Raw genomic sequence first — 14,163 nt, forward strand, 5'->3', positions numbered from 1 at the left:
TTATGTCAATCACTCAAAACCTCCAAAAAATAAAATCCGCTTTACCCTCAACTGTAACTCTTATTGCAGTTTCAAAAACTAAACCCATTCCTTATTTAATGGAAGCCTACGATGCAGGTCAACGCATTTTTGGTGAAAACAAAATCCAGGAAATGGCAGAGAAATGGGAAGCAATGCCAAAAGATATCAAATGGCACATGATTGGTCATGTTCAAACAAATAAAGTGAAATATATGGCGCCTTTTGTGAGTTTGATTCACGGCGTAGATAGTTTGAAACTATTGGAAGAAATCAACAAACAAGCAAAAAAGAACAATAGAATTATAGATTGTTTATTGCAAATGTATATCGCCGAAGAAGAAACTAAGTTTGGTCTTGACGAAAAAGAATTGGATGAGATTCTTCAGTTCATCAAAAATGACAAAAATGAAATGAAAAACATTCGAATTGTGGGATTAATGGGAATGGCAACATTTACAAACAATCAAACCCAAATCAAGAAAGAATTTACACATTTGAAATCAATTTTTGATACAACAAATCAACTTCTAACTTCTAACTTCCAACTTCTAACTTTGTCTATGGGAATGTCCGGCGATTATCAACTCGCAATTGAATGCGGAAGCACAATGATTCGGATAGGAAGTAGTATCTTTGGGGGACGATAAATTTCAATGGCATTTTGATTCTACAAATGATGAGATTCCTGCGGAATGACAAACTGAAAACTGAACACTAATTCCGATGGTAATCGGAACTGAACACTGAACACTTATTTTGTACGCAATACTTGACATAGAAACCACCGGAGGACAATTCAACGAAGAAGGAATTACAGAAATTGCCATTTATAAATTTGACGGTCACGAAATTGTCGATCAATTTATCAGCTTAGTAAATCCAGAAATTCCAATACAACCTTTTGTAGTGAAATTGACTGGAATCAATAACGCAATGTTGCGCTCTGCTCCAAAGTTCTTTGAAATAGCCAAACGTATTATAGAAATTACTAATGATAGTGTTTTGGTAGCTCACAATGCCGATTTTGATTATCGAATTCTTCGCACTGAATTTCGACGTTTGGGTTATGATTTTAATGTAAAAACGCTTTGCACAGTAGCATTATCTCAAAGATTATTGCCAGAACAACCTTCACATAGTTTAGGAAAATTAGTTCGTGCTTTAGGTATTCCCATGGCGGACAGACACCGTGCTAGCGGTGATGCAATGGCAACTGTCAAATTATTTAAAATGCTTTTAGACAAAGACTTGAATAAAGAAATCGTCGCAGCCCATATTAAATTTGAAATCCAAAAAGGAATAGCTCCAAAACTGATGGATATTATAGAAAGTTTACCTTCAAGAACGGGTGTTTATTACATTCACGACGAAAAAGGAAAGCTAATTTATATTGGCAAAAGCCGCAACATAAAAAAACGAATCAATCAGCATTTCACAGGAAGTACTACTAAATGTAAAAAAATTCAATCCGAAGTTTATACCGTAACATACGATGAAACTGGCAGCGAACTAATTGCTTTACTGAAAGAAAGTGAAGAGATAAAAATCAACAAACCTATGCTTAATCGGGCGCAACGCAAGAGTGTTTTTCAGTTTGCATTGTATGCCGAAAAAGATCAGAATGGCTATTTGAATTTAAATTTGCAAAAAGCAGATGGTCGGAAAAAAGAAATCACCTCTTTTGCTTCTATCCAAGAAGCCAAAAATGCCTTGTTCAGAATTACTTCACACTATCATTTGTGCCAAAAATATACAGGATTGTACATCACTAAAAATGAATGTTTTCAATACAAAATAAAAGAATGTGATGGTGCTTGCATCGGTATTATTTCACCTGAAGAATACAACGAGAGAGTCCAAGAGTTAATAACCAAAAACAGCTTCGAGGACAACAGTATGATACTTATCGATAAAGGTCGTAATAGCAGTGAGCACAGTGCCATTTTGATAGAAAACGGAATTTACAAAGGGTATGCTTTTTATGATTTGAATTACCAAATTACTAAAATCGAAATCCTAAAAAACATACTTATCCCAATGCAAAACAATCGAGACACTCGAAATATTATTCAAACGTATATTCGAAAAAGTAAAAGTTTAAAGATTATAAAATTTTAATTTTTTGAAACAAAAAAAACTCATCGTGATTATTGGACCAACTGCCATAGGAAAAACATCCTTAAGCATATCATTGGCTCAACATTTCAAATGCGACATTATTTCCTGCGACAGCAGGCAATTTTTTAAAGAAATGCGAATCGGAACTGCAGTTCCCACCACCGAAGAATTGGCAACGGTAAGACACCATTTCATCCAAAATAAATCAATATTCGATAATTACACTGTTGGCGAATTCGAAAATGATGCCGTTTCAAAACTAAATGAATTATTTCTATCTAACGATTACGTAGTTATGGTTGGCGGCTCAGGATTGTATGTTGATGCAGTTTTAAAAGGTTTTGATGATTTTCCTGAAATTGATGCTTCCGTTAGACAGGAAGTAACTTCTAATTATGAAAAATCAGGAATTAAATATTTGCAAACCGAAATAAAAAAACGAGATCCTAACTATTTTGAAGTAGTAGCTAAAGATAATCCACAAAGGATGATGCGAGCTTTAGAAGTTTGTATTGGAAGCGGAAAACCATATTCTTCTTTTTTGAATCAAAAGAAAAACACGCGGAAATTCACTCCTATTCTCATTGGATTAGAAGCCGATAGAAACGTGATTTACGATAGAATTAACCAGCGTGTAGACATAATGATAAATGAAGGCCTATTGGAAGAAGCTAACGAGTTATTTCCTCACAAAGAATTAAATGCATTGCAAAGCGTAGGTTACAGAGAATTATTTAGTTATTTTGAAAATAAAACTTCATTAGAATTTGCTGTTGAAGAAATTAAAAAAAACTCTCGTAGATTTGCCAAACGCCAACTTACTTGGTTTAAAAGAAACGAAGAAACAAATTGGTTTGATTATTTAACAAACAAAATTGAGATAATTAATTATATTAAAAAAATAATTCAAAAGTAAGAGCAACTATGCCAATTTCACCAAATTTTACCTCAATCTTCACAAAAAAATGGGAAATAAATTTTACTCAATGTATGCCAAATTCGTATCTAAAATATACCGATTTGTGCAACATTTTGCAATTGACTGCTGCTGAACATTCGGAAATTGGAGGTATAAGTTTTTCAGATATGCAAGAATTTAATCAGGCTTGGGTTTTGAGTAGAATGCGTGTCGAAATTTTGGAAATGCCCAAATGGAAAGATATCATAACCGTAAAAACATGGATAAATAACTTAGAAAATTCCCGTTCAGTTCGTGCTCTAGAAATGTATGTAAACGACAAAAAAATTATTGGGTGCGAGACTTTTTGGGTTGTTTTTAATACAAAAATAAGACGTCCAGAAGCTTTGGCTCTTCCCTATGAACATTTTGAATTATATCCTGAACAAATAGCAACTCAAGAAACTTTCTCTAAAATTAACTTAAATAATAAAACTGAAATTCTTTTTGAAAGGACAGTTGTATTATCTGATATAGATATAGTAAATCATGTTAATAATGTGAAATATCTAGAATGGTGTTTAGATTTTGTGGAAGATGAATTAATATTGAATCAAAAAATTGAAAGTTTTGAAATGAACTTTTTAAAAGAACTATCTATAAAAGACAAGGTAATTATTCATAAGAATTTTACGGATGATGCGCTCATTTTTAGTATTACAAAAGAGGATAATAACTGTTTTGCACTACAAATCAATTTATAATAATTAAAGACGGCTTCGAAAAACCGAAGCCGTCTTTAATTATTACAATGTGGTATAGTATTATTTTTTTACTACTAATCTAAAACCCTCTCCATGAATATTTAAAATCTCAACGTTTTTATCCAACTTTAAATATTTTCTTAATTTGGCAATATATACATCCATACTTCTAGAAGTAAAATAGTTGTCATCTCTCCATATTTTTGTCAGAGCCATTTCTCTTGGCATCAAATCATTTTCGTGAAGAATTAACATTTTCAATAATTCATTCTCTTTTGGAGATAATTTGACAGGTTCTCCACTATCAAAAGATAAAAATCTAAGTTTTGAATTCAAATGAAATTTACCAATATTAAATTCAAATTGAACAGGTTCTGATTTAATTACAGAAGATTTTCTTTGAATTATGGCTTTTATCTTCATTAATAACACTTCTGAATCAAAAGGTTTATTCAAATAATCATCTGCTCCGGCTTTATATCCTTTCAATACATCTTCTTTCATAGATTTTGCAGTTAAAAAAATAATTGGAACATCTTGATTTTTTTCTCTAATTTCTTTTGCTAAAGTATATCCATCTTTATAGGGCATCATTACATCTAAAATACACAAATCGTAGGTGTTTTTTTTAAACTTTTCAAATCCTTCCATCCCATTTTTTGCTAAAGTAACTTCAAAATCATTTAGCATTAAATAGTCTTTGAGAACTGCGCCAAAATTTAAATCGTCTTCAACCAAAAGTATTCTTCTATTTGTATTTTCCATATCTTAATTTATTAAGGGTATTTTTATTATAAAGGTACTACCTTTTCCTTTTTCACTTTCTACAAAAATTTGGCCATTATGGTCTTCTATAATTCTTTTTACATACGCTAGTCCTAAACCATGACCTTTTACATTATGCAAATCTCCTGTGTGCTCTCTATAAAATTTTTCAAAAACTCTTTTTTGAGCTATTTTACTCATACCAATTCCGTTATCCTTGATTTTAATAACAACAAAGTCTTTTACATTCTCTACAAACAAATTAATTTCAGGAGTCTCAGGAGAATATTTAATAGCATTTTCTAAAATATTAACTATAACATTTGTGAAATGCGTATCATTTATCAAAACTGATGTTCTTAAAGCGCTAAAATGATTTGTAATCGTTCCTTTTCTATCTTCTAAAATCAAATGAACATGCTCGATTGCATCCTCAATTACCCCAATAATATTAAGGGGAACTTTACTTATATTTAATTCTTTTTTCTCTAATTTAGATATCCGCAAAACATTTTCAACTTGAGCATGCATTCGCTTATTTTCTTCTTTTATCATTTGAAGGTATTTCAATACCTTCTGTTTGTCATCAATTATTTTTGGATTTTTGATAGCATCCAAAGCCAAATTTATAGTTGCTATTGGTGTTTTAAATTCATGCGTCATATTATTAATAAAATCAGTCTTGATTACGGAAATATTACGTTGACGAATTAATTGATTCAAAGCGCTTGAATAAGCAATAATAATAATTAAAGTAAAAATGATTGACAATAAAGTTATTCCTATCAAATCAGATAATATAAATTTCTTTTTTTGAGGAAATTCAACTAATAATTTATATTTATTATTTCCTTCATTATCAATGAATATGGGTATAGAATAAGTTTTATTTTTATCATATATAAACCCATTTGATTTTACTTTTGTTTCCATTTCATCATTAAATACCGCAAACTCAAATGGAGTATTCACACCGTATTCTTCTAATTCGTTTTTTAATAATTTATTTAAATTTTCCACAGAAACCCTTTCTTGTAGTGACATTGATGAAGCAATATCTTTAAAAAATATTTCAAATTGAGCGTTGTCTAAAACATCTAAACTTCCTGATTTTTCAATTTTAACATCAGGCACTAAACTGTTTTGAATTTTTGAGTTATCAATTTTTTTATCATTATAAATTTCGGTAACTCGTTTAGAATTAAAGCTTTTAAATTTTACACTATCTATTTTTTTATCAAAGAACGATGAAGATATATCATAATCTTCAGAAATTATACTGCTTTTATATACTGTTGTTTGATTAGTTTCGTGATTTTTTTGAACATAATAAAACTCTAATAAGTCATTTTTTTGTGGAATTTTACCCGTACTATCTTTATACTGATTGTACTTATCATAAAAACTATAAGCTTCCTCTTTTTGAAGTTTATTGGCTACATTTCCAATTACTTGTTTAACATGAAATTTAAATTGTTCGTCATTGTTTTTCAGCGAGGTATTGAACCAGTAAACCTGAACTAAAATTATCCCTATTAGAGACAAACTCATTAAAATCAAAAGTAATCTAAAAAAAATCTTATTCATCGATACAAAAGTAATATTTTAACAGTATGGCTTAAGATAAATTAACCAAAGATTAACAATTTCAATAATAATTAATAAATATTCAAAATTTTAAGAATTTTATTAATCTTACTTTTTGTGTTTTTTAGATTTATGTTTTCAATAACATAGTCTGATTTTGCAATACGTTGCTCATCGGTCCATTGATTCTCAATTCTATTTAAAACTTGTTCACGAGTTATATTATCTCGTTTCATTACTCTTTGAATTCTTAAATCTATTGGAGAAATAACCGTAATAATATAATCACAATTTTTATAACTGCCACTTTCAAATAAAATTGCCGCTTCATAAATTATATATGGGAAATTTAAGTAATTTAAAATCCAATTGTCAAAATGATTTTTGACAGCTGGATGAATAATTTCATTGAGTGCATTTAACTTTTCAGGTTTATTAAAAACTATTTCTGCAAGTAGTTTTCTATCTAAATAACCATTATTAAAAATAGAGTCTCCGAATATTTCGTGTATTTTACTGATTATTTCAGGAGATTTCATAATTTCCTTTGCCTGATCATCGGCAATATAAACAGGGATTTTTTTTTCAATAAAATAATTTGCAATAGTAGTTTTACCACTTCCTATTCCTCCTGTCAAGCCTATAATTTTGGTCATATCGTCTTTTTGAAAAACAAATCAGGAAAAGCCACTTGAGGCTTTCGCTTTAGAATAATTATTTTTAGAAATGATTCCATAAAACCCAATCCATATCCATAGAATTGTTTCCAAACTGCCTTAATGGATAAAACACCTATTTTTAAACTTCTGTTTTGGATACTAGAAACTAAAAAAATGATTAAAAAATAAAAGAAATACAATTGAAGTAATATGTCATAGGTGAAAATTAATAAAACTATTGCAACAGCAAACCCAATCATAAATAGAGACGGAAAATAATAAGTTAACTTATTATATTGTGGATGCCAACTATTTAAAATAGGTCTTACTTTGCCAAATTTATTCACTTGAATTGAGAATTTATCCCAATCAATTCTTCTTTTGTGATAAACATAAGCTTTTGGTATAAGTTTAGTTTTAAAATCTAACTTCCATAATCTTATAGTTAGATCAGGATCTTCGCCAGGGTGAATATTTCCAAAACCATTTGACGATTCAAAAGCTTTTTTAGATAAACCCATATTAAAACTTCTGGGTTGAAATTTATCGATTTTTTCTGAACCACCTCTAATTCCACCTGTTGTTAAGAAAGAAGTCATAGCGAAATTAATTGCTTTCTGAATATCTAAAAAACTATCTAATGCCCTATCAGGACCTCCAAAACAATCTACATAATCATAATTTAATGAAAGAAAAACTTCGGATAAATATTTTTTTGGAATAATACAATCAGAGTCAAAAATGATAAAATAATCACCATTTGCTTTTCTCATTCCAAAATTTCTAGAATCTCCAGGTCCTGAATTTTCTTTATAATAATATGATATTGAAAGTTTATCGCTAAAATCTTTAACGATTGTATCACATTTTAAAGTTGAACCATCCTCAACAATAACAATTTCAAAATTATCTTCATAATCTAAAGTTGTCAAACTCATTAAAAGCTCATTGATCTCTTCGGGTCTGTTATAAACAGGAATGATTAAAGAAAATAACATAATTTCTATATAAAGTGTACCTAATCATCATAATAATAAACACAAAGATATACTATATACTTTTAAAACTATTATACTTTTATATGATGGTTATATAATAATTATAGAAGTTATTCTTTTAAAAAACTACTAATACAATTTTGAATACATATACTTTTAGCATAAAAAATTAGTTATATATTTGTGTATACAAAAATTATAAAAAAATTATGAAAAAAGTCATTTTGTCATTATTGATGATTACAGGGTTAACTTTTACAATTGAAGCTCAAGATTTTTCAAAAAACGCCATAGGATTTCGCTTAGGCAGCAATGATGGTTTTGGAGCTGAAGTGAGCTATCAAAAAAAACTGTCTGATGTAAATCGTTTGGAAATAGATTTGGGTTGGAGAAATAGCAATGAAATCGACGCTTTTAAATTGGCTGGAGTTTATCAATGGGTTTGGAATATTGAAGGCGACTTCAATTGGTATGCTGGATTTGGAGGAGGATTAGGGAGCTGGAGTCATAGTAACAATACCAGTGGAAGTTTTATTTTTGCGGCAGGTGATGTCGGAATTGAATATAATTTTGATATTCCATTGCAATTATCTCTTGATGTAAGACCGGAAATTGGTTTTGGAGATTATAAATATACAAATAGTAATGCTAACACTTTTTCTCCAGATATAGCTTTAGGTATTAGATATAGATTCTAAAATATATTTCAAATCAAATATTCCTTCTCGAAACTTTTTTTGGGAAGGAATATTTTATTTAAATAAGATTTCTTTTTTAGAATTTATCTTGACAACACAAAATGGATTTGTAATTTGTTGAATTAAAACAGAACCTGGTAATGGAACTATCTCTTTAGTGGAAATGATAATGTTTTTGTCAGTTTCAGTTATATTTTCAATTACTATTCTAAAACCATTAGTTGATTTTTCCCCCATGTTCAAAATAACATAATTAGATGTTTGAACATCATTTGGGTTTATTCTATTTTTTAATTTTGGATCCTTTTGCAACATTACAATTTCATTTGGTTCAGATAAAATTTCAAAAAAACGAATATTAGCTCCTCCATAGGTTTGATTTAACAGCACTTCGTATAAAGGCTTTTTGTTTGGATTAACAATAGTTGTTGCGCATGAATAAAGTGACAGAACTAAAAATATTAGTATTGATTTTTTCATAATTACTTATTTATTGCTGTTCGATATAAATTTTCATATAAAGGTAAAATAGCATTGATATCAAATTTTTCTGCAATAGTCAATGCATTTTTCTTAAATCTAGCCAAAATAGCATTGTCTTTTAAAATACTCAAAGCGTTTACGGCCATCTCATCAGTATTGCCAACATTGCTCAAATATCCAGAAATTCCATCAAAATTAACTTCAGACAATCCTCCAGAATTACTGGAAATTACCGGAACACTCCATGCCATTGCTTCTAAGGCAGCTAGTCCAAAACTTTCGGTTTCTGAAGGTAATAAAAACAAATCCGAATAACTTAATATTTTATCGATTTCATTACTATTACCAAAAAAGATAACCTTATCAAAAATACCCAATTGATGACATAAATATTCTGCTTTTTCCTTTTCTGGACCATCGCCTACCATCATTAATTTAGCAGGAATTTCTTGTTGAATTTTATAAAATATTTTGACCACGTCAAGAATTCTTTTTATAGGTCTAAAATTACTAATATGGGTTATAATCCTTTCATTTTCATTTGCCATAACGTAGCGCTTACAGGAGCTATAAGAATCTATTCCATTCTTATCCAACTCAATAAAATTTGGAATTACTAGAATTTCTTTTTTAATATCAAATAAATGTAAGGTTTCCTCTTTAAGACTTTGAGAAACGGAAGTCACATAATCAGATTGATTAATGCTAAAAGTAACCGCTGTTTTATAAAAAGGATGATTACCTACTAGAGTTATATCTGTTCCATGAAGAGTAGTTATCATTGGAAGATTGATCCCTTGATCCTTTAGCATTTGCTTTGCCATATAACCAGCATAAGCGTGCGGGATGGCATAATGCACATGCAATAATTCAATTTTATACAACTTCACCATATCGACCAATTTGCTCGATAAAGCCAATTCATAAGGTTGAAAATGAAATAAAGGATATTCGGGAACATTAACTTCGTGGTAATATACATTTGGGTTTAGCAATGCCAAGCGAACAGGCTGACTATATGTAATAAAGTGAATTTCGTGACCACGACGAGCCAACTCGAGACCTAACTCTGTAGCGACAACGCCACTTCCGCCGAAAGTTGGATAACAAACTATTGCTATTTTCATATATGATTTTTATTGGAACGAAATTAAGGAGATTAAGGTGTTTTTACTATAAAATAAAGTTAAAATTAAACCTTCAATACTTCATTGGGAGCCTCCTAATTTTATGTAAATAATCAATAGACTGCTAACTCGATCGATACTAAAAGCTTAAAATAGTTTATTCATAGTTTCCTAAAGTTTTTTCTAGGGAATAATTCGATTTTTAGCTGTGATTTACTAATCTTACTCCTCCACATTTTTCATTTTCATTAAAAGTGCATAAGCTCCTTTTATTACGATACTTACGTCATTCAAATCGTCTGAAAGAATTTCAGTAAATTCATTTTCTGTATTTCCAACAGTTACTTCTTTCATTTCAAATTGCTTGTTTGCTTTAGCGACAAAAACATAATTTTTGTTTTCAAAACTTACAATTGCATCGGATGGCAATACATTTGATTGTTGGCTTTTTACTTCAATTTCGGAATTCATATACATTCCTGGTAAAAGTGTTTTATCATAATTATTAAAATGACAGTGCATTTCAGTGCTTCGGTTTTCTGAAAAATCTTTACCAATTAATATAATTTTACAAGGATATTTTTTTTCGGGATTGCTGTTTGTGTATGTCAAAAGCGATTGACCAATTGCCAATTTATCAATGTCTTTTTCAAAAACCGTCAATGCTAAATGAATATCAGTAGGATCTACAATTTCAAATAAAACATCGCTTGGGTTTACATATTTACCTGTGTTTACGTTGACTTTAGAAATGTAACCGCTTATTGGCGAATATACATTGATACTTTTTGAAATGTTTTTTGTGGATACATTGTTCGGATTTATTCCTGCGAACTTCAATTTTTCGCTGTATGATTGCACCATTACGGATAGTGAATTGTATTCGGCTTGTGCTTGTTGATACACTTTATCGCTACTAGCTTTGCTTTGGTTGAGTTCTTTTTGGCGTTCAAATTCAGCTTTGGCATAACCAATTTTTGCTTTGGCTAATAAGTAATCTTCTTGCAATTGAATGTATTGTTGGTCTTCGACAACGCACAAAATTTGCCCTTTTATTACGTGCATTCCTTCTAATAATTTGGTGCTTTTTAAATATCCGCCCATTGGCACACTTATAGAAACCAAATTTTGTGGTGGCACATCTATTTTACCATTTAGTTTTAATGTTGCCGAAATCTCTTTTTGCTCTATTTTTCCTGTTTGAATACCAGCGTTTTTTATTTGCGCATCGGTAAGTGTAGTAGTGTTTTCGATAGTTGCGTTTTGCTTCGCCTGTTTGCTATTGCTCGGGTCAGTTGCTTCTTCTTCGGATTTTTTGTTACCACAAGAAGAAAGAAAAAAGAGTAAAGAAAATAGAAAAGAGAAAATGACGATATTCACTTTAATTTTATTATTTCCTTGTATTAATTGTTTTATATTGATCATTTTATTTTGATGTTAAGTTCATTAAATTAATTATGGTTTCATTTCCCTTTCTAACGGCTTCAATATAATTGCTTTGGATTTCGGTATTTTGATTGATAAGCATTACCCATTCAAAATAATTGATGTCGCCATTAATGAATTTTTTATTAGCTGCGTTGGCTACTAAATCTACATTTTTTAATGCTTTGGTTTCGTAATATTCAATAGTTGCTTTTTGTTTTTTATACTCTTGAAGCAATTCTTGATACTGTGATTGCAGTTTTAGTTTTTCGTTATTCAAATCATTTTCGGCAATTTGAGTGTTGATTTCTAACGCTTTTTTCTTGTTATTAAAGGATGAATTGAATAAGGGCAAGGCAACACCAAATTGACCATAAACACCATTGTAACTGTCTTGAAAATTAGTATTTGCTTTGAATGTTTGCCAATAAACACCACCAATAAGTTCAGGCATTTTCTTTGACTTTTCTAAATCAATTTCTGCTTTATTAATGGTTACTTCTTGCTCGTATAATTTAATACTTGGATAATTTGTTATTGTATTATCTGTTAATTTTTCGTCAAAAGTCATTTTAAATTTATCGGAAAATGGTACAAAATCTTTATCGTCATTCAATAGATATTTAAATTGTGCTTGAATTATTTTATAATCACTTTGTACTTCTTGTAATTGAATTTTGATTTGTCCCGATTGGTTTTCGGCAGTTGCTTTTTCTAAAACATTGCTTTCGCCATTATCAAAACGAAGTGTTGATTTTCTTAAAAATTCGGAATAGATGCTATCGCTTTTTTGCAATAATTTTTCTTTTTCTTTTAGATAAACTAGTTCATAAAAGACGGTTGTAACCTGCTTGGTTATATCCTTTTTTTGCAAAGCTTCGTTCCATTCACCTGTTTTGGCTTGTGCTATTAAATGTTGTTTTTGTCTTTTGTAGACAGTTGGAAATTTTATGCTTTGTGAAACACCCACTTTAATATCATTCGCATTACTGTTAAACTGACCGTATTCGGAAATAATTCCTGTGTTGGGAATATCATAACCTGTTTTGGTCATTTTTTGCAAATAGTCTGAATTGAGCTTTTGTGTTTTAACTTCCAAATTATTTTGCAATGCGGTTTCAATGGCTTTATCCAAAGAGATTTTTTCCTGTGCGTTGGTATTTTGAAAAGAAAAAAACATTCCCAATACAATGATTGTTGCTATTGAATTTTTCTTTCTTGGTTTTAATTTAATTCCTTTTTCAAACATTATATATAAAATTGGCAAGACAAATAAAGTTAAGAATGTAGCAATAATTAATCCTCCAATAACGACTGTTGCCAATGGTTTTTGAACTTCTGCACCTGAACCATTACTTAATGCCATAGGTAAAAATCCTAATGATGCTACAAGTGCTGTCATTAAAACAGGTCGCAAACGTATTCTTGTTCCTTGAAGTACAATTGCTTTTAAATCGGTTTCGCCTGACTTTTTTATGCGGTTGAATTCGGCTATTAATACCAAACCATTTAAAACCGCCACGCCAAATAAGGCAATAAATCCAACTCCTGCGCTGATACTAAAAGGCATTCCACGAAGTGCTAAAAAGAATATTCCACCAATCATTGATAACGGAATAGCGGAATAAATAAGTAATCCTTGTTTTACGGATTTGAAAGCAAAAAACAATAAAATAAAAATGAGGATTAACGAAATAGGAACTGCAATTAATAATCTGTTTTTTGCTTGTTCTAAATTTTCAAAAGCACCGCCGTAAGTAGGATAATAACCTGCTGGAAACTTAATTTGCGTTCCTACTTTGTCTTGTAATTCTTTGACAATACTTTGCACATCGCGACCCCGAACATTAAACCCAACTACAATTCTGCGTTTGGCATCTTCACGTTGAATTTGATTTGGACCTTCGGTAATTTCAACTTTTGCCAATTGTGATAATGGAATTTGAGAACCATTTGGCGTTGGGATTAATAAATTTTGAACATCGGCTAAACCTTTTCTTTTTTCTCCAGCCAAACGAACTACTAAATCAAATCGTTTTTCATCTTCATAGATTAATCCTGTACTTTGTCCTGCAAACGCTGTATTTACTACTTTATTAATGTCTTCAATATTCAAATTATACTGGGCAATTGCTGGGCGATTATAGTCAATTACAATTTGTGGCATTCCTGTAACGGTTTCTACATAAAGGTCTGAAGTGCCTTGTACGGTGGTAACAATCTTTCCTAATTTGTTGGCATATAATGCTAAAGTATCGAGGTTTTCTCCAAATATTTTACAAACCACATCTTGTCTTGCGCCTGTCATTAACTCATTAAAACGCATTTGAACAGGATATTGAAAACCATAAGAAACGCCCGGAACGGCTTCGAGTTCCTTTGCCATTTTTTCGGATAATTCGTCAAAAGTTGATGCCGATGTCCATTCGGATTTATCTTTTAGAATAACCATCATATCACTGGCATCGATTGGCATTGGGTCGGTTGGCACTTCGGAGCTTCCTGTTTTACCAACTACTTTTTCTACTTCTGGAAATTTTTCTAATAGTATTTTTGCGCCTTGTGAAATAGCCGTCATTGAAGTTTGCAAATTACTTCCTGGTAAAACTCGGGTTTCTAC

At 30.4% G+C, this 14,163-nt stretch carries 13 protein-coding genes; 5 read left to right on the plus strand and 8 right to left on the minus strand.

Features of this window, described 5'->3' with window-relative positions:
* The first annotated feature begins 2 nt into the window (after nt 1-2).
* The 4 genes from ACKVOD_RS07495 to ACKVOD_RS07510 all read left to right on the plus strand — a co-directional run bounded on the left by ACKVOD_RS07495 (nt 3) and on the right by ACKVOD_RS07510 (nt 3,801).
* Entirely contained in the window at nt 3-668 is a 666-nt protein-coding gene (locus ACKVOD_RS07495; protein ID WP_409208851.1) for a YggS family pyridoxal phosphate-dependent enzyme, read from the plus strand.
* Nucleotides 669-777: 109 nt separating this feature from the next.
* On the plus strand, nt 778-2,139 hold the full coding sequence (locus tag ACKVOD_RS07500; protein WP_409208852.1) for an exonuclease domain-containing protein: 1,362 nt from the start codon (nt 778-780) through the stop codon (nt 2,137-2,139).
* 4 nt (nt 2,140-2,143) lie between these two features.
* A complete protein-coding gene (gene miaA / locus ACKVOD_RS07505) occupies nt 2,144-3,055 on the plus strand; it encodes a tRNA (adenosine(37)-N6)-dimethylallyltransferase MiaA (RefSeq protein WP_409208853.1) in 912 nt (303 codons plus the stop codon).
* Nucleotides 3,056-3,063: 8 nt separating this feature from the next.
* Entirely contained in the window at nt 3,064-3,801 is a 738-nt protein-coding gene (locus ACKVOD_RS07510) for an acyl-[acyl-carrier-protein] thioesterase (RefSeq protein ID WP_409208854.1), read from the plus strand.
* A 60-nt stretch (nt 3,802-3,861) separates the two neighbouring features.
* On the opposite strand, the gene ACKVOD_RS07515 is transcribed toward ACKVOD_RS07510, so the two are convergent.
* The 4 genes from ACKVOD_RS07515 to ACKVOD_RS07530 all read right to left on the minus strand — a co-directional run bounded on the left by ACKVOD_RS07515 (nt 3,862) and on the right by ACKVOD_RS07530 (nt 7,810).
* A complete protein-coding gene (locus tag ACKVOD_RS07515; RefSeq protein WP_409208855.1) occupies nt 3,862-4,566 on the minus strand; it encodes a response regulator transcription factor in 705 nt (234 codons plus the stop codon).
* 3 nt (nt 4,567-4,569) lie between these two features.
* Complete coding sequence (locus tag ACKVOD_RS07520) at nt 4,570-6,153, minus strand: sensor histidine kinase (protein WP_409208856.1); 1,584 nt, start codon at nt 6,151-6,153, stop codon at nt 4,570-4,572.
* Between the two features lie 71 nt (nt 6,154-6,224).
* Nucleotides 6,225-6,809, minus strand: coding sequence for a dephospho-CoA kinase (gene coaE, locus ACKVOD_RS07525; RefSeq protein ID WP_409208857.1), 585 nt, complete (start codon nt 6,807-6,809; stop codon nt 6,225-6,227).
* Nucleotides 6,806-7,810 carry a glycosyltransferase gene (locus tag ACKVOD_RS07530; protein ID WP_409208858.1) on the minus strand — a complete coding sequence of 335 codons (1,005 nt, stop codon included), beginning with the start codon at nt 7,808-7,810 and terminating at the stop codon, nt 6,806-6,808. The genes coaE and ACKVOD_RS07530 overlap by 4 nt, the downstream gene beginning before the upstream one ends.
* Before the next feature lie 209 nt (nt 7,811-8,019).
* Here ACKVOD_RS07530 and ACKVOD_RS07535 point away from each other — a divergent pair, with 209 nt between their 5' ends.
* Nucleotides 8,020-8,508, plus strand: coding sequence for a hypothetical protein (locus tag ACKVOD_RS07535; RefSeq protein WP_409208859.1), 489 nt, complete (start codon nt 8,020-8,022; stop codon nt 8,506-8,508).
* Between the two features lie 54 nt (nt 8,509-8,562).
* Here the strand turns inward: ACKVOD_RS07535 and ACKVOD_RS07540 are convergent, their stop codons facing one another.
* The 4 genes from ACKVOD_RS07540 to ACKVOD_RS07555 form a co-directional block, all read right to left on the minus strand.
* Nucleotides 8,563-8,988 carry a protease complex subunit PrcB family protein gene (locus ACKVOD_RS07540; RefSeq protein ID WP_409208860.1) on the minus strand — a complete coding sequence of 142 codons (426 nt, stop codon included), beginning with the start codon at nt 8,986-8,988 and terminating at the stop codon, nt 8,563-8,565.
* 2 nt (nt 8,989-8,990) lie between these two features.
* Entirely contained in the window at nt 8,991-10,118 is a 1,128-nt protein-coding gene (gene bshA / locus ACKVOD_RS07545; RefSeq protein ID WP_409208861.1) for an N-acetyl-alpha-D-glucosaminyl L-malate synthase BshA, read from the minus strand.
* A gap of 222 nt (nt 10,119-10,340) precedes the next feature.
* The gene (locus tag ACKVOD_RS07550) at nt 10,341-11,543 is read right to left on the minus strand and encodes an efflux RND transporter periplasmic adaptor subunit (RefSeq protein ID WP_409208862.1); all 1,203 of its coding nucleotides are present in this window, start codon (nt 11,541-11,543) and stop codon (nt 10,341-10,343) included.
* Nucleotide 11,544: 1 nt separating this feature from the next.
* Nucleotides 11,545-14,163: CusA/CzcA family heavy metal efflux RND transporter (locus tag ACKVOD_RS07555; protein WP_409208863.1), on the minus strand; the 2,619-nt coding region annotated here is incomplete at its 5' end.

This window comes from Flavobacterium sp. (genome assembly GCF_046155325.1).
In the GTDB taxonomy this organism is placed as follows: domain Bacteria; phylum Bacteroidota; class Bacteroidia; order Flavobacteriales; family Flavobacteriaceae; genus Flavobacterium.